The organism is Calidifontibacter terrae (genome assembly GCF_054778835.1).
Map to the genome: position 1 here is coordinate 747,774 of NZ_BAAGZF010000002.1, position 15,352 is coordinate 763,125.

The window sequence follows — 15,352 nt, forward strand, 5'->3', positions numbered from 1 at the left end:
CGGTCCAACCCGGGAGAAATGCGGAATCGAGTTGAAACCACGGCGTTCTCGTCCGGTCGAAACAGCACAAGCCCCGGTCCTTCCGGACCGGCTCACACCCGCGACTCGGTGAAAACCAGTGCGCTGTGCTGCGAAGCACAGGCGACACACCCGACCGCGGGGGTCGGAGCCGGATCCCGTAAGGGGCGGCCAATTGACAGATATAGAAGAGTACGGCGAGAGGGACGCGACAGATGGCGGGACAGAAGATCCGCATCCGGCTGAAGTCGTATGACCACGAGGTCATCGACAGCTCGGCGCGCAAGATTGTCGACACAGTGACTCGTGCCGGCGCAACGGTGGTTGGCCCTGTGCCGCTCCCGACGGAGAAGAATGTCTTCTGCGTCATCCGTTCGCCGCACAAGTACAAGGACAGCCGCGAGCACTTCGAGATGCGCACACACAAGCGCCTCATCGACATTGTTGACCCGACGCCGAAGGCGGTGGACTCGCTCATGCGACTCGACCTCCCGGCTGACGTCAACATCGAAATCAAGCTCTGAAAGGCGGAGTGACTCACCATGACTGCAACAACTGAGCGCTCCGTCACGGGCGTGCTCGGCGAAAAGCTGGGCATGACGCAGGTCTGGGACGAGAACAACAAGCTCGTTCCGGTCACCGTCATCCAGGCCGGCCCCTGCGTGGTGTCGCAGGTCCGTGGCGACCAGGACGGCTACCACGCCGTTCAGATCGCTTACGGCGCCATCGACCCGCGCAAGGTCAACAAGCCGCTGACCGGTCACTTCGAGAAGGCCGGCGTTACGCCGCGCCGTCACCTCGTCGAGATCCGCACCAGCGACGCGGCGAGCTACGAGCTCGGCCAGGAGATCACCGTGGAGGCCTTTGAGGCCGGACAGGTGATCGACGTTGTCGGCCGCACCAAGGGCAAGGGTTTCGCGGGTGTGATGAAGCGTCACGGCTTCCACGGCGTGAGCTCCAGCCACGGTTCCCACAAGAACCACCGCAAGCCGGGCTCGATCGGTGGCTGCGCCACCCCGGGCCGTGTCTTCAAGGGCATGCGCATGGCCGGCCGTATGGGCGGCGATCGCCAGACCACCCAGAACCTCACGATCCACGCAGTGGACGCCGAGAAGGGCCTGCTGCTCGTCAAGGGCGCCGTCCCCGGCGCTCGCGGCCGCATCGTTCTGGTTCGCACCGCTGCGAAGGGAGCCTGACTCCAATGACTTCCGTTGATGTGTTGACTCCGTCCGGCTCGACGTCGGGCTCTGTTGAGCTCCCCGCCGAGATCTTCGACGTTGTTACCAACGTTCCGCTGATCCACCAGGTCGTTGTGGCCCAGCTGGCGGCTGCCCGCCAGGGGACCCACTCGACCAAGACCCGCGGCGAAGTCCGCGGTGGTGGTCGCAAGCCTTACCGTCAGAAGGGAACCGGCCGCGCCCGTCAGGGTTCGACCCGCGCCCCGCAGTTCGCTGGTGGTGGCGTTGTCCACGGCCCGCAGCCGCGTGACTACAGCCAGCGCACCCCCAAGAAGATGAAGGCAGCCGCCCTGCGCGGTGCCCTGTCTGACCGGGCGCGTCACGGCCGCATCCACGTGCTGTCCAGCCTGGTCGAGGGTGCAACCCCGTCGACCAAGGCGGCCGGCCAGCTGCTGAGCGGTCTGTCCGAGCGCAAGAACCTGCTCGTGGTGATGAGCCGCGACGACAGCGTTGGCAACCTCTCGGTGCGCAACCTGGCCGACGTGCACTCGTTGTTCGCCGACCAGCTGAACACCTACGACGTGCTCTGCGCCGACGACATCGTCTTCACCCAGGCTGCTCTGGAGAGCTTCCTGGCCGGTCCGACCCAGGCTGCCAAGCTCGACAAGGCTGCCGCTTCGGTCAAGACCGAGACTGTGAAGACCGAGACCGTCAAGACCGAGACCGTCAAGGCTGAAGCCCCCAAGGCTGACTCCAAGGCGACGCTGGTCGACGGTGGCTTCGGCGCCGACTCGGCCGCTCCGCTGGAGGATGGCTCGAGCCCCGACGCCGACACGTTCGTCGTCAAGGGCAACAAGGACTCGATGAAGTACCACGTGCCGGGTTCGCGTTGGTTTGACGCGACCGTCGCTGAGGTCTGGTTCACCACCGGCGAGGCTGCTGCCGCGGCCGGCTTCGAACCGGCCGGTGGCGCGAAGGCCCAGCAGGCGAAGGAGGACGACAAGTGAGCACTACTTCGTTCCAGGTTGGCAAGGACCCGCACGACGTCATCGTCGCGCCGGTGCTGACCGAGAAGTCGTACACGCTGCTGGACGAGGGCAAGTACACGTTCATCGTGGACCCCCGCTCCAACAAGAGCGAGATCAAGCTCGCCATCGAGCAGATCTTCGATGTGAAGGTCGCCTCGGTCCACACGCTGAACCGTCAGGGCAAGACACGCCGCACCCGTCTCGGGTTGGGCAAGCGCAAGAACACCAAGCGCGCCATCGTCTCCCTGCGTGAAGGCTCCATCGACATCTTCGGCTCGGCGAGCTGAACGACGGCGAGGACAGGTAACTGACATGGGTATTCGTAAGTACAAGCCGACGACGCCGGGACGTCGTGGCTCGAGCGTGGCCGACTTTGTCGAAATCACGCGCTCGACGCCGGAGAAGTCCCTGGTTCGTCCGCTCTCCAAGACCGGTGGCCGCAACGCCTCGGGTCGTATCACGACTCGCCACATCGGTGGCGGTCACAAGCGCGCCTACCGCGTGATCGACTTCCGTCGTCACGACAAGGACGGCATCCCGGCGAAGGTCGCTCACATCGAGTACGACCCGAACCGCACCGCCCGCATCGCGTTGCTGCACTACGCCGATGGCGAGAAGCGCTACATCATTGCGCCGAACCGCTTGTCGCAGGGTGACAGCATCGAGAACGGCCCGGGCGCCGACATCAAGCCGGGCAACAACCTGCCGCTGCGCAACATCCCGACCGGTACGGTCATCCACTGCATCGAGCTTCGGCCCGGTGGCGGTGCGAAGATCGCCCGCTCGGCTGGTGCCCGCGTGCAGCTGGTTGCCAAGGATGGCCCGTACGCGCAGTTGCGTATGCCGTCCGGTGAAATCCGCAACGTCGACGTCCGCTGCCGCGCGACTGTCGGCGAGGTGGGTAACGCCGAGCAGAGCAACATCAACTGGGGCAAGGCCGGCCGTATGCGTTGGAAGGGCAAGCGCCCGACCGTCCGCGGTGTCGCCATGAACCCGGTCGATCACCCGCACGGTGGTGGTGAAGGCAAGACCTCTGGTGGCCGTCACCCTGTGTCGCCGTGGGGCCAGAAGGAAGGCCGCACCCGCCGCCCGAACAAGAGCAGCGACAAGATGATCGTTCGCCGCCGTCGTACTGGAAAGAAGCGCTAAGAGATGCCTCGTAGCCTGAAGAAGGGTCCCTTCGTCGACGACCACCTCGCCAAGAAGGTCGAGGCCCAGAACGAAGCCGGCACCAAGAACGTCATCAAGACCTGGTCGCGTCGCTCGATGATCACCCCGGACATGCTCGGCCACACGCTGGCCGTGCACGACGGCCGCAAGCACGTCCCGGTGTTCGTCACCGAGTCGATGGTTGGCCACAAGTTGGGTGAGTTCGCCCCGACTCGGACCTTCAAGGGTCACGAGAAGGACGACAAGAAGGGTCGCCGCCGCTGACGCGGCGGCACCTGGTGAGAGTCGATATGACTGCAACTACCGAAAGCAAAGGGACAGCGATGGAAGCCAAGGCGCAGGCGCGGTATGTCCGTGTGACGCCGATGAAGGCCCGCCGCGTCGTGGACCTGATTCGTGGCAAGGACACCCAAGAGGCGATCCGCGTGCTCACCTTCGCGCCGCAAAGCGCGAGCGAGCCGGTGCTGAAGGTGCTGAACAGCGCCATCGCCAACGCTCGTGTGTTGGCTGACAAGCACTCCGTCGCCTTCGACGAGCGCAACCTCGTGGTCACTGCCGCATATGTGGACGAAGGTCCGACGATGAAGCGGTTCCGCCCGCGGGCTCAGGGCCGCGCGAGCCGCATCAACAAGCGCAGCAGCCACATCACCGTGTTCGTCGACAGCAAGGACGGAGGCCGCTAATCATGGGTCAGAAAATCCACCCGAACGGGTTCCGTCTCGGTATCACGACCGAGCACAAGAGCCGCTGGTTCGCAGACAGCACCAAGGCGGGTCAGCGTTACAGCGACTACGTCAAGGAAGACGTCGCGATCCGCAAGCTGATGGCCAAGGGCATGGAGCGCGCCGGTATCTCCCACGTGGAGATCGAGCGCACCCGTGACCGCGTACGCGTTGACATCCACACCGCGCGCCCGGGCATCGTCATCGGTCGCCGCGGCGCCGAGGCCGACCGCCTGCGCAGCTCGCTGGAGAAGTTGACCGGCAAGCAGGTCCAGCTGAACATCCTCGAGGTCAAGAACCCCGAGGCCAACGCTCAGCTGGTCGCCCAGGGTGTCGCCGAGCAGCTCGCTGCTCGTGTGAACTTCCGTCGTGCGACCCGCAAGAGCATCCAGTCCGCGCAGCGGGCCGGTGTCAAGGGCATCAAGGTGATGGTCGCCGGTCGTCTGAATGGCGCCGAGATGAGCCGCACCGAGTTCTACCGTGAAGGTCGTGTGCCGCTGCACACCCTGCGCGCCAACATCGACTACGGCTTCTACGAGGCTCGTACGACGTTCGGCCGCATCGGTGTCAAGGTCTGGATCTACAACGGTGACCTCACCGCCAAGGAGCTCGCTCGCGAGCAGGCCTCCGCGCCGTCCCGTCCGAACCGTCGTCGTGACGACCGTCCGGTGCGTGGCGACCGCGGTGGTGACCGTGGCGCCCGTGGTGGTCGTCGCGACCAGGCCCCCGCCGACGGTGCAGCTGAGGCCGCACCGCAGACCGCGCCGGCCGCTGTCGAAGCCGCTCCTGCTACCACTGAGGGAGGCGACGCCTGATGTTGATTCCGCGTCGAGTTAAGCACCGCAAGCAGCACCACCCGGGTCGCAGCGGAGCCGCCAAGGGCGGCACCGCGGTCTCGTTCGGTGACTTCGGCATCCAGGCTCTCGAGCCCGCCTACGTCACCAACCGGCAGATCGAGTCCGCTCGTATCGCCATGACCCGCTACATGAAGCGTGGCGGAAAGGTGTGGATCAACATCTACCCCGACCGTCCGCTGACGAAGAAGCCGGCCGAAACCCGCATGGGTTCCGGTAAGGGTTCGCCGGAGTGGTGGGTTGCCAATGTCAAGCCGGGTCGCGTCATGTTCGAGCTGTCCGGTGTATCCGAAGAGACCGCTCGCGAGGCCCTGCGCCTGGCGATGCACAAGTTGCCGATGAAGTGCCGCTTCGTCGCACGTGAAGGTGGTGACTTCTGATGGCTCTGGGTTCCCAGGACCTCGCCACGACCAAGCTGCGCGAGCTCGATAACGACGCTCTCGTCGCGTCGCTGGCCACATCGAAGCAGGAACTGTTCAACCTGCGATTCCAGTCGGCCACCGGCCAACTGGAGAACAACGCCCGGTTGCGCGCAGTCCGCAAGGACATCGCCCGCATCTACACCGAAATGCGTGAGCGCGAGCTCGGCATCGGTCGGGCGCCGTCCGCAAGCGATGAGAAGGTGAGCTGAACATGTCGCAGCAGACCGCACCCGAGTCCAACGAGCGCAACGACCGCAAGGCCCGCCAGGGCTTCGTCGTCAGCGACAAGATGGACAAGACCGTGGTGGTCGAGGTTGAGGACCGCGTCAAGCACGCCCTCTACGGCAAGGTCTTGAAGAAGGCCAGCCGTGTGAAGGCGCACGACGAGGACAACTCGGCCGGCGTTGGTGACCTCGTTCTGATCATGGAGACCCGACCGCTGTCGGCGCAGAAGCGCTGGCGTGTTGTCGAGATCCTCGAAAAGGCGAAGTAACAGCTCCACGGCTTTGCAATCGTTTCCGTGGTCGCGTCTTCGCGACGCGACCACGGATTTGGAGCCGTACGACGTCGGCCCGTAGACTGGACCGTCGCCGTATGGCGCCCACCACCTCGACATCCGAACGGATGTGCCAGCTCCGTGACAAATCACGGAGCTTCGGCATGACTAGCAATGGTCAGCCGTCGGACGTCGGGACGTACATGTATCCGTTCCGCAAGGCTCGGGCCCCCCGGGGCCGCGAGAACCAGTGAGACGACAGGAGAAGAACTGTGATCCAGCAGGAGTCGCGACTGCGCGTCGCCGACAACACCGGTGCGAAGGAAATCCTTTGCATCCGTGTTCTCGGTGGCTCTGGTCGTCGCTACGCCAGCATCGGTGACACCATCGTGGCCACCGTCAAGGACGCCATCCCCGGTGGCAACGTCAAGAAGGGCGACGTTGTCAAGGCGGTAATCGTCCGTACCCGTAAAGAGCGTCGTCGTCCCGACGGCAGCTACATCCGCTTCGACGAAAACGCCGCGGTGATCCTCAAGAACGACGGTGACCCTCGTGGCACCCGCATCTTCGGCCCCGTGGGTCGTGAGCTGCGTGAGAAGAAGTTCATGAAGATCATTTCGCTGGCTCCGGAGGTGCTCTGACCTCATGGCGAAGATCAAGATCAAGAAGAACGACCTGGTTCAGGTCATCAGCGGCCCCGACAAGGGCAAGCAGGGCAAGGTCATCTCGGTTAACCGGGAGACCGAGCGTGTGCTGGTCGAGGGCATCAACCGCGTGACCAAGCACCTGCGCGCCGGCCGGCCCGGCCAGGCCAGCGGTGGCATCCAGGTCGTCGAGGCGCCGATCCACGTTTCCAACGTGATGTTCGTCGACCCCGAGACCAAGAAGCCGACGCGCATCAAGACCCGCGTCGAGTCCGTCGAGCGTGACGGCAAGACCAAGACCGTACGGACCCGCGTGTCCGTTCGCTCGGGCAAGGACCTCTGATGAGCATCGAAACCACTGAAGGCACCGAGGCCACCGAGACCGCTGGTACAACCAGCGCTTCGGTCACCCCGCGGCTGAAGGCTCGCTACCACGCCGAGATCAAGCCGGCGTTGATGGAGGAGTTCTCCTTCGCCAACGTCATGCAGGTCCCGGGTGTCACCAAGGTCGTTGTGAACATGGGTGTCGGCGACGCTGCCCGCGACAGCAAGCTGATTGACGGCGCGGTCAAGGACTTGTCCCTGATCACCGGTCAGAAGCCGACCGTCACCAAGGCCCGCAAGTCGATCGCGCAGTTCAAGCTGCGCGAAGGCATGCCGATCGGTGCGCACACCACGCTGCGCGGCGACCGCATGTGGGAGTTCCTGGACCGTCTGGTCTCGGTTGCGCTGCCGCGTATCCGTGACTTCCGCGGTCTGTCGCCGAAGCAGTTCGACGGCAACGGCAACTACACCTTCGGTCTGAACGAGCAGTCGATGTTCCACGAGATCGACCAGGACAAGATCGACCGCGTGCGTGGCATGGACATCACCGTCGTGACCACTGCCGCCACCGACGATGAGGGTCGCGCGCTGCTTCGCCAGCTGGGCTTCCCGTTCAAGGAGAAGTGACATGGCGAAGAAAGCCCTGATCAACAAGGCGAACAAGAAGCCCAAGTTCGAGGTTCGTGCCTACACGCGCTGCCAGCGCTGCGGTCGCCCGCACTCGGTCTACCGCAAGTTCGGCCTGTGCCGTATTTGCTTGCGCGAGATGGCACACCGCGGCGAGCTGCCCGGCGTCACCAAGTCCAGCTGGTAGTCGCTGCGTCGCGACGCTCGTTCTCCGGAGCGTTGTCGCGACGGGCTTTACCCAGCACACCAGCTATTCATTCGTTAGTTCAGATCTACACCGCAGGTCGGCCACGAAACCTCGTGACTGAAACCGCGGTGAGGGAGGGCGGGACAGCCCAATGACCATGACCGACCCGATTGCGGACATGCTGACCCGAGTCCGGAACGCCAACTCGGCGCACCACGACTCGACGTCAATGCCGTATTCGAAGCTCAAGTCCCACATCGCCGAGATTCTGAAGTCCGAGGGTTACATCTCGGGTTTCCGCGTCGAAGACGCCACGGTGGGCAAGACCCTGATCGTTGACCTGAAGTACGGCCCGAACCGGGAGCGCTCCATTGCTGGAGTGCGCCGCGTCTCGAAGCCGGGCCTTCGGGTTTACGCCAAGTCCACGAACCTTCCGCGGGTTCTTGGTGGCTTGGGCGTTGCGATCCTTTCCACGTCTTCCGGTCTGTTGACCGACCGGCAGGCCGCGTCCAAGGGTGTAGGTGGGGAAGTCCTCGCCTACGTCTGGTAATCCGGGAACAAAGGAGGAATAGACAATGTCTCGTATCGGACGTCTTCCGGTTCCCGTGCCGAACGGTGTTGACATCACCATCGACGGCCAGAGCGTCGCTGTGAAGGGCCCCAAGGGTTCCCTCGCGCTGACCGTTCCGTCGCCGATCTCCGTCGCCAAGAGCGACGACGGCACCGTCGCGGTCACCCGCCCGAACGACGATCGTGAGGCGCGTTCGCGTCACGGTCTGACTCGCAGCCTGATCCACAACATGGTGATCGGGGTGACCGAGGGTTACACCAAGAAGTTGGAAATCCACGGCACCGGTTACCGCGTGACCGCCAAGGGCTCCGACCTGGAGTTCGCGCTCGGCTACAGCCACACCATTGTGGTCAAGGCTCCCGAGGGCATTTCGTTCACCGTCGAGAACCCGACCCGGTTCTCGGTGAGCGGCATCGACAAGCAGTTGGTCGGCGAGGTCTCTGCGAACATCCGCAAGTTGCGTCGCCCGGACCCGTACAAGGCCAAGGGCGTGCGCTACGAGGGTGAGCACATCCGCCGCAAGGTCGGAAAGGCCGGTAAGTAAGCCATGGCAAACGCACGTATCGTCAAGCGCTCGTCGAGCAAGTCGGCAGCCCGCGTACGCCGTCACACCCGTCTGCGCAAGCGCATCACCGGCACTGCCGAGCGCCCGCGTCTGGTTGTTTCGCGTAGCTCGCGTCACTTGTTCGTTCAGGTTGTCGACGACACCGTCGGCAAGACCGTTGTCTGCGTCTCCACGATGGAAGCGGACCTGCGCGCCCTGGACGGCGACAAGACCGCCAAGGCCAAGAAGGTCGGCGAGCTCGTGGCCGCCCGCGCGAAGGACCTCGGCATCGAGGCCGTCGTGTTCGACCGTGGTGGTAACCGCTACGCCGGTCGGGTTGCGGCCATTGCCGATGGCGCCCGTGAGGGTGGACTGACGCTGTGACCTACACCTACAACACTGTCGAGATGAGGAACCACTGATGGCTGGACCCCAGCGTCGAGGTGCTGCTGGCTCCACCCAGGGCCCCGAGAACACCGGCGACAACAACAACGACCGTCGCAACAACGGCCGCGGTGGCCGTGACGGCGGTCGCGACAACCGTCGCAACAACGCCAACGAGGACCGCAACCAGTTCCTGGAGCGCGTCGTCACCATCAACCGTGTCGCCAAGGTCGTCAAGGGTGGTCGTCGCTTCAGCTTCACCGCTCTGGTCGTCGTCGGCGATGGCGCAGGCACCGTCGGTGTCGGCTACGGCAAGGCGAAGGAAGTTCCGCTCGCTATCGCCAAGGCCGTCGAGGAGGCGAAGAAGAACTTCTTCCGCGTCCCGATGATCGGTGGCACCATTCCGCACCCGGTTCAGGGTGAGGCTGCTGCTGGTGTAGTGCTGCTGCGTCCGGCTGCTGCCGGTACCGGTGTCATCGCCGGTGGTCCGGTGCGCGCCGTCCTGGAGTGCGCCGGCGTCCACGACGTGCTGAGCAAGTCGCTCGGTTCGTCGAACGCGATCAACATCGTGCACGCCACCGTTGCCGCCCTGCAGGGGCTGGAGCGTCCGGAGGCCGTTGCGGCTCGTCGTGGCCTCCCGCTCGATGCGGTTGCCCCGGTTGCGATGCAGCGCGCTATGGCTGCGGCTACGGCCGAGAAGGCTGGTGCATGATGGCGACGTTCAAGGTGACCCAGATCCGTTCCGAGATCGGTGAGAAGCCGAAGGCTCGCGAGACCCTGCGTTCGCTCGGTCTCAAGCGCATCGGCCACACCGTCGAGAAGCAGGACCGCCCGGAACTTCGTGGCATGGTCCAGACGGTGCGCCACTTGGTGACCGTTGAGGAGATTGACTGATGGCTGAAAACACGCAGACCGAGAGCGGCGCTAAGACGCACGCTCTGAAGGTCCACCACCTGCGTCCTGCCCCCGGAGCTAAGACCGCCAAGACCCGTGTGGGTCGCGGTGAAGGCTCCAAGGGCAAGACCGCGGGCCGCGGTACCAAGGGCACCAAGGCTCGTTACCAGGTGCCGGCAGGTTTCGAGGGTGGTCAGACGCCGCTGCACATGCGTCTGCCCAAGCTGAAGGGGTTCAAGAACCCGTTCAAGGTGACCTTCCAGGTCGTCAACCTCGACAAGATCTCCTCCCTCTTCCCCGAGGGCGGCACCGTGACCGTCGAAGACCTCCTCGCCAAGGGCGCGGTCCGCAAGGGCCAGCCGGTGAAGGTCCTCGGCACCGGTGAGATCACCGTCAAGGTTGATCTCACCGTGCAGAAGTTCTCGGCCTCCGCCAAGGAGAAGATCGAAGCCGCTGGCGGCTCGATCACCGAGGCGTGAGCCTGCGACGCAACTGACGTTCGCCCCGGGGTGACCGGCTTCCTACGGGAACCGGTCGCCTCGGGGCGAAGTTGTTGCAGGTAGAGTTTTGATTCCGTGCCACCCGCTGTGTGGTGGCAGCCCTGACCTTTTCGGCCGTGTGGTCGAACGCCGCCCTGAGCGGCGTCCGTAGGAGGATCCGTTGCTGTCTTCATTTGGCCGGGCGTTCACCACGCCTGACCTGCGCAAGAAGATGCTGTTCACGCTGGCGATGATGGCGGTGTTCCGTCTCGGTTCCCACGTCCCGACGCCGGGGATCAGCTACACCGCGCTGACGCAGTGTCAGAAGAACGCCTCGGGTCAGCAGAGTCTGCTCGGTTTGGCGAACCTGTTCAGCGGTGGCGCCCTCCTGCAGTTCTCGATCTTCGCGCTGGGGATCATGCCCTACATCACGGCGAGCATCATCATTCAGCTGCTGACTGTGGTCATCCCGCGCTTCGAGCAGCTGAAGAAGGAGGGGCAGTCCGGTCAGACCAAGATGACGCAGTACACGCGTTATCTGACCATCGGCCTTGCCCTGCTGCAGTCCTCGACGCTGGTTGCCGGAGCCTCCGCCGCGCCTTCGCGCCTCATCGGTGGAACGGCCGCAACCTGCCCGACGATCACCACTGACGACAACATCCCGACGCTGGTGATCATGGTTCTGGTGTTGACCGCTGGAACCGGCTTGATCATGTGGCTCGGTGAGCAGGTGACCGAACGCGGCGTCGGCAACGGTATGTCGCTGCTGATCCTGACCGCCATCGCGGCGCAGGTTCCGGCCTCGATCTGGGCCATCCACGACCAGGGCTGGGGCAAGTTCGCCATGGTCTGCGTGATGGGCATCGTGATCACCATCGCCGTTGTGTTCGTCGAGAACACGATCCGACGGATCCCGGTTCAATACGCCAAGCGGATGATCGGCCGACGGATGTACGGCGGCACCTCCACCTACATCCCGCTGAAGCTCAACATGGCCAACGTGATCCCGATCATCTTCGCCTCGTCGCTGCTGTCGCTGCCGGTCATGGTGTCTACCTTCCTGGATCAGAGCGGCGGCTTCGCCCAGTTCGTCAACACGTATCTGGCCCGCGGTGACCACTGGACGTACATGGCGATCTACACCTTGTTGGTGCTGTTCTTCACCTTCTTCTACGTCTCGATCACCTACCAGCCGGACGAGGTGGCCGACAACCTGAAGCAGGGTGGCTCGTTCATCCCGGGTGTGCGCGCCGGTTCGGCGACCGCCAAATACATCGGCTACGTGTTGAACCGGATCACCGTGGTGGGCGCGCTCTACCTCGCGGTGTTGGCGCTGATCCCGTTGATCATGCTGGCGCTGGTGGGCGCAGGCTCGAACTTCCCGTTCGGCGGTGCCTCGATCCTGATCCTGGTCGGTGTCGGTCTGGAGACCGTCAAGCAGATCGACTCCAAGCTGCAGCAACACTCGTACGAAGGCTTCCTGAAGTAGTCGTCCCACCACGCAAACGCTGCATTTACGCACGCCCGCTGCAGGGATACCTGCTGGGTCCGTGGGCAAGTGCGGCGTTTGACGTAGTGGGTCGGTAGCCTGTGTCCAGTTTTCCTACCCTTGGAGGTTTCGCGCGATGCGACTGATCATTCTCGGCCCGCCCGGCGCGGGCAAAGGCACGCAGGCCGAGGGCCTGTGCGAGCGTCACGGCATCCCGCATATCTCCACGGGCGACATCTTCCGCGCGAACATCAAGAACGAGACCGAGCTCGGCAAGCAGGTGAAGTCGATCCTGGACGCCGGTGGCTACGTTCCCGATGAGGTCACCAACGCGATCGTTGCCGATCGCCTCCAGCAGGACGACGCGAAGGCCGGCTTCTTGCTTGACGGCTACCCGCGCACCCTGAACCAGGTGGCTGCCCTCGATGAGGTGCTCACCGCGCAGGGAACCGCGCTCGATGCGATCCTCGAGCTCGTGGTCGACAGCGAAGAGCTGATCCAGCGACTGCTGAAGCGCGCCGAGACCAGTGGCCGCACCGACGACACAGAAGAGATCATCCGCGACCGCCAGGAGATCTACATCAAGGAGACCGCGCCGCTGTCCGAGACCTACCGTTCGCGTGGCCTGCTGGTCGACGTCGACGGGTTGGGCTCGATCGCCGAGGTCACCGACCGGATCGAGGCAGCCCTGTCCGAAGCGGTCAGCCGCTGACGTGATGCTCGGCTTGGGCAAGGAACGTCTTCCGGTCAAGTCGGCGCCGGAGTTGCTCGCGATGCGGCGCGCCGGCTTGGTGGTCGGCCGCTGCCTGCAGGAGCTTTCTGCCGCCGCCGCCGAAGGCGTCACCACCGGCGACCTCGACCAACTGGCGGAGTCGTTCATCCGGACCAATGGGGCAACCCCGTCGTTCTTGGGCTACCAGGGCTTCCCCGGATCGATCTGCACCTCGGTCAACGACGAGGTTGTTCACGGAATCCCGGGTTCGCGCGAACTGCACAACGGCGACCTGCTCTCCATCGACTGCGGCGCGATCGTCGACGGGTGGCATGGCGACTCTGCGCTGACCCTGGTGGTCGGGGGAGACCTGCATGCTCGCCCCGAAGACGTCGCGCTCTCGGCGGCGACTCGGCGGTCGATGTGGGCCGGCATCGGCGGCTTCCGCGAGGGCCGCGGAGTTTACGAACTGGGTGGTGATGTCCAGGACTCGATCGAGGCGTCCGGCGAGGCCGACCGTCGCGCCGGTCTCGATGTCGCCTACGAGATCGTCGACGGCTACACCGGCCACGGCATCGGCCGCGAGATGCACATGGAGCCGACGGTCTACAACGAACGCGTACGAGACAAGGGCCCCCGTATTCGCATCGGCGCCACCGTGGCGATCGAGCCGATGGTGACCTTGGGAACGTACGAAACCCACGACCTGGCCGATGACTGGACGGTCGTGACGGACGACGGGTCGCGGGCCGCGCATTGGGAACACACCGTCGCGCTGACCGAGAACGGTCTGTGGGTGCTCACCGCGCTCGACGGCGGGCAGGCTGAGCTGGAAGCGATCGGCGCTCCGTACGGTCCGTTGGCCTGATCGGTGGGCCGCGCCGCGCTGCTCCTTCGGCCCGGGGTTGAGCGCGGAGTCCCGAGTATCGGGGACGTGCCGTTGCCGGGGTAGTACCAGCACCCTGGAGCCATGTTCTGCAACAGATGTGGCGCCCAGGTCGCGCCGGAGGCCAAGTTCTGTAACGGGTGTGGCGCACCGCGTGTCGGATTGCAATCACGAGGGCCGGACATCCGGCTGCCGAGCGGGCGAGTGCCTGAGAAATCCCCGCAGAAGCGGTCGATCGGCGCTCTGGCCAGGATGGCCGCGGCGGTGGTCGCCGTATGTTTGCTGGTGGGTGTCGGGTGGTTCAGCTACACGTGGCTGAAATCCGAGGGGGTGCAGGGAGCGAGCTCGCCGCAACAGGCAGCCGACAACTTTCTTGCCGCGCTGAAAGCCAAGGACCCCGTCGCGTTTGCTGATGCTCTCGAACCGGACGAGACCATTGGGTTCGGAGCCTTGGTCAAAAAGGCGCGCGCGGTGAGCGCCGGCCACGGATCCACCCAGCAGGGGCACGAGTTCGACGGGGTTACTTTCCAGCTCAACGACGTTCATTCGCAGGTGCTTCCGCGCAGCCAGCGGGTGCAACAAGTCGTTTACACGGCCGGTTCGGCCAACGTGGAGATTCAGCGCGGGCAACTGTCAACGCTGCTGCGCGCGCTGATCCCGTCGGACTACACAGCCGGCAACTATTCGGTAGCACAGTTCCAGACGTCGACCCACTTCCAGTTGGCGCTCACGGCCGTGAATGATGGACACGGGTGGTTCGTCAGTCCGCTCTACACGGCTCTGGACTATGCAGCGAAGGCTCGGAATCTCGAGCCCACCTATGCCGACAAGCTTCCGGCTGCGACGGTTGAAAAGACCCCGCAGTCCGCCGTTACCGCGTTCCTGAACTCGGTTGCGCTCGGAACCGGGAACCGGGACGCGACGCTCAGCCGGATCGCACCAGCAGAGCAAGCGGTGGTGCGCGACTTCGCGTTCCTGCTTGGCTGGTCGCAATGGAACTCCGATGCGCAAGCGAGCGTGGTGGTGTCTTCGTCCAAGCTGGTGGACCTGGGCGGCGGAATCAAGGGGGTGGAGATCGATGCTGCATCCGGCACGTGGAGCGGCATTGGGCACCACGGTTCGTACGCCCTGTCGGGACTCGAGGCGCAGGCGTCCAGTGACGAGGCTGGGAATTGGAGCGGATCGCTGCTGAGCCTGATGGACGGTCGATCGGTGACAGGCGCGCAGACCGAGCGCTTGGTTATCGCGACAGTGCCTAGCGGTGACGGCTACGCGGTGAGCCTTGTTGGCACTCTTATGGCCACCGCCTCAACTGCAGCCGACTGGGCGATTCCGACGTTGCTGGACCAAGCAGCCGCCAAGTCCCGATGAACACTCTCCGACGGTCGCTGTTGTGGACCGGACTGCTCTCCGGCACTGCCGCTGCCGTCGCGGCCGAGACCCTTCCGCTAACGTGGGAAGGAGTTGGAGCCGCGCTGTCCGGCCAGCAGTTTGCCCGACATCTGCTGCAAGGCGGGTTGTTTGGCCTGCTGCCTCGCTGGGTCGGACTGCTCTTGTTAGCGCCGGTGGTGGCCGTTGCGCTGGCCTGGGTTGCCGTCGCCACGCAAACCAGATGGTGGTGGTGGGTGGCTGTCGTGCTTGCGGTCATCGGCGTTGTCCCGGTGGTGCTCGTCGGCCGTATCTATCCGGTCGGATCCGGCGGTCGGAGCGCGGAAGCACTACC

At 64.6% G+C, this 15,352-nt stretch carries 25 protein-coding genes and 1 pseudogene; all 26 read left to right on the forward strand.

All coding sequences use genetic code 11. From position 1 onward, the window contains the following. The first annotated feature begins 233 nt into the window (after window positions 1–233). The 26 genes and pseudogenes from rpsJ to ACYU98_RS06400 all read left to right on the forward strand — a co-directional run bounded on the left by rpsJ (window position 234) and on the right by ACYU98_RS06400 (window position 15,000). Entirely contained in the window at window positions 234–542 is a 309-nt protein-coding gene (gene rpsJ, locus ACYU98_RS06275; RefSeq protein ID WP_006946210.1) for a 30S ribosomal protein S10, read from the forward strand. Window positions 543–560: 18 nt separating this feature from the next. Then, window positions 561–1,214 (forward strand): 50S ribosomal protein L3, encoded by a 654-nt coding sequence (rplC, locus tag ACYU98_RS06280; protein WP_460467329.1) that lies wholly within the window; start codon window positions 561–563, stop codon window positions 1,212–1,214. A gap of 5 nt (window positions 1,215–1,219) precedes the next feature. Beyond that, window positions 1,220–2,203, forward strand: coding sequence for a 50S ribosomal protein L4, sunset domain variant (rplD, locus tag ACYU98_RS06285; RefSeq protein ID WP_460467330.1), 984 nt, complete (start codon window positions 1,220–1,222; stop codon window positions 2,201–2,203). Beyond that, window positions 2,200–2,511, forward strand: a complete 312-nt coding sequence (rplW, locus tag ACYU98_RS06290) for a 50S ribosomal protein L23 (RefSeq protein ID WP_460467331.1) — start codon at window positions 2,200–2,202, stop codon at window positions 2,509–2,511. The genes rplD and rplW overlap by 4 nt, the downstream gene beginning before the upstream one ends. A 25-nt stretch (window positions 2,512–2,536) precedes the next feature. After that, a complete protein-coding gene (gene rplB / locus ACYU98_RS06295; RefSeq protein WP_460467332.1) occupies window positions 2,537–3,373 on the forward strand; it encodes a 50S ribosomal protein L2 in 837 nt (278 codons plus the stop codon). Between the two features lie 3 nt (window positions 3,374–3,376). Beyond that, on the forward strand, window positions 3,377–3,658 hold the full coding sequence (gene rpsS, locus ACYU98_RS06300) for a 30S ribosomal protein S19 (protein ID WP_115923848.1): 282 nt from the start codon (window positions 3,377–3,379) through the stop codon (window positions 3,656–3,658). A 59-nt stretch (window positions 3,659–3,717) separates the two neighbouring features. Continuing rightward, on the forward strand, window positions 3,718–4,077 hold the full coding sequence (rplV, locus tag ACYU98_RS06305) for a 50S ribosomal protein L22 (RefSeq protein WP_460467420.1): 360 nt from the start codon (window positions 3,718–3,720) through the stop codon (window positions 4,075–4,077). A 2-nt stretch (window positions 4,078–4,079) separates the two neighbouring features. Further along, a complete protein-coding gene (gene rpsC / locus ACYU98_RS06310) occupies window positions 4,080–4,931 on the forward strand; it encodes a 30S ribosomal protein S3 (protein WP_460467333.1) in 852 nt (283 codons plus the stop codon). Further along, window positions 4,931–5,350 carry a 50S ribosomal protein L16 gene (gene rplP / locus ACYU98_RS06315; protein ID WP_460467334.1) on the forward strand — a complete coding sequence of 140 codons (420 nt, stop codon included), beginning with the start codon at window positions 4,931–4,933 and terminating at the stop codon, window positions 5,348–5,350. Before rpsC ends, rplP begins: the two co-directional genes overlap by 1 nt. Beyond that, window positions 5,350–5,601, forward strand: coding sequence for a 50S ribosomal protein L29 (gene rpmC / locus ACYU98_RS06320; protein WP_460467335.1), 252 nt, complete (start codon window positions 5,350–5,352; stop codon window positions 5,599–5,601). The genes rplP and rpmC overlap by 1 nt, the downstream gene beginning before the upstream one ends. 2 nt (window positions 5,602–5,603) lie before the next feature. Beyond that, complete coding sequence (gene rpsQ, locus ACYU98_RS06325) at window positions 5,604–5,885, forward strand: 30S ribosomal protein S17 (RefSeq protein ID WP_460467336.1); 282 nt, start codon at window positions 5,604–5,606, stop codon at window positions 5,883–5,885. Window positions 5,886–6,160: 275 nt separating this feature from the next. Further along, complete coding sequence (gene rplN / locus ACYU98_RS06330) at window positions 6,161–6,529, forward strand: 50S ribosomal protein L14 (protein ID WP_460467337.1); 369 nt, start codon at window positions 6,161–6,163, stop codon at window positions 6,527–6,529. A gap of 4 nt (window positions 6,530–6,533) precedes the next feature. Further along, window positions 6,534–6,875, forward strand: a complete 342-nt coding sequence (rplX, locus tag ACYU98_RS06335) for a 50S ribosomal protein L24 (RefSeq protein WP_460467338.1) — start codon at window positions 6,534–6,536, stop codon at window positions 6,873–6,875. Beyond that, on the forward strand, window positions 6,875–7,483 hold the full coding sequence (gene rplE, locus ACYU98_RS06340) for a 50S ribosomal protein L5 (RefSeq protein WP_460467339.1): 609 nt from the start codon (window positions 6,875–6,877) through the stop codon (window positions 7,481–7,483). The genes rplX and rplE overlap by 1 nt, the downstream gene beginning before the upstream one ends. A 1-nt stretch (window position 7,484) precedes the next feature. After that, the gene (locus ACYU98_RS06345; protein ID WP_460467340.1) at window positions 7,485–7,670 is read left to right on the forward strand and encodes a type Z 30S ribosomal protein S14; all 186 of its coding nucleotides are present in this window, start codon (window positions 7,485–7,487) and stop codon (window positions 7,668–7,670) included. 151 nt (window positions 7,671–7,821) lie between these two features. Next, window positions 7,822–8,220 (forward strand): 30S ribosomal protein S8, encoded by a 399-nt coding sequence (rpsH, locus tag ACYU98_RS06350; RefSeq protein ID WP_460467341.1) that lies wholly within the window; start codon window positions 7,822–7,824, stop codon window positions 8,218–8,220. A gap of 25 nt (window positions 8,221–8,245) precedes the next feature. Beyond that, on the forward strand, window positions 8,246–8,785 hold the full coding sequence (gene rplF / locus ACYU98_RS06355) for a 50S ribosomal protein L6 (protein WP_460467342.1): 540 nt from the start codon (window positions 8,246–8,248) through the stop codon (window positions 8,783–8,785). 3 nt (window positions 8,786–8,788) lie between these two features. Then, complete coding sequence (rplR, locus tag ACYU98_RS06360; RefSeq protein ID WP_460467343.1) at window positions 8,789–9,169, forward strand: 50S ribosomal protein L18; 381 nt, start codon at window positions 8,789–8,791, stop codon at window positions 9,167–9,169. Window positions 9,170–9,206: 37 nt separating this feature from the next. Beyond that, window positions 9,207–9,881, forward strand: coding sequence for a 30S ribosomal protein S5 (gene rpsE, locus ACYU98_RS06365; RefSeq protein WP_460467344.1), 675 nt, complete (start codon window positions 9,207–9,209; stop codon window positions 9,879–9,881). Next, window positions 9,881–10,063, forward strand: coding sequence for a 50S ribosomal protein L30 (gene rpmD, locus ACYU98_RS06370; protein ID WP_460467421.1), 183 nt, complete (start codon window positions 9,881–9,883; stop codon window positions 10,061–10,063). Before rpsE ends, rpmD begins: the two co-directional genes overlap by 1 nt. Further along, entirely contained in the window at window positions 10,063–10,542 is a 480-nt protein-coding gene (rplO, locus tag ACYU98_RS06375) for a 50S ribosomal protein L15 (protein ID WP_460467345.1), read from the forward strand. Before rpmD ends, rplO begins: the two co-directional genes overlap by 1 nt. 181 nt (window positions 10,543–10,723) lie before the next feature. Beyond that, complete coding sequence (secY, locus tag ACYU98_RS06380) at window positions 10,724–12,031, forward strand: preprotein translocase subunit SecY (protein ID WP_460467346.1); 1,308 nt, start codon at window positions 10,724–10,726, stop codon at window positions 12,029–12,031. Between the two features lie 136 nt (window positions 12,032–12,167). Then, window positions 12,168–12,743 carry an adenylate kinase gene (locus ACYU98_RS06385; protein WP_460467347.1) on the forward strand — a complete coding sequence of 192 codons (576 nt, stop codon included), beginning with the start codon at window positions 12,168–12,170 and terminating at the stop codon, window positions 12,741–12,743. Window positions 12,744–12,747: 4 nt separating this feature from the next. After that, window positions 12,748–13,611 (forward strand): type I methionyl aminopeptidase, encoded by an 864-nt coding sequence (gene map, locus ACYU98_RS06390; protein WP_460467422.1) that lies wholly within the window; start codon window positions 12,748–12,750, stop codon window positions 13,609–13,611. A gap of 102 nt (window positions 13,612–13,713) precedes the next feature. After that, window positions 13,714–13,776, forward strand: a pseudogene (locus ACYU98_RS06395) (zinc-ribbon domain-containing protein); the annotation flags it as partial. Window positions 13,777–13,833: 57 nt separating this feature from the next. Continuing rightward, entirely contained in the window at window positions 13,834–15,000 is a 1,167-nt protein-coding gene (locus tag ACYU98_RS06400; RefSeq protein ID WP_460467425.1) for a hypothetical protein, read from the forward strand. The last annotated feature ends 352 nt before the right edge of the window (window positions 15,001–15,352 follow it).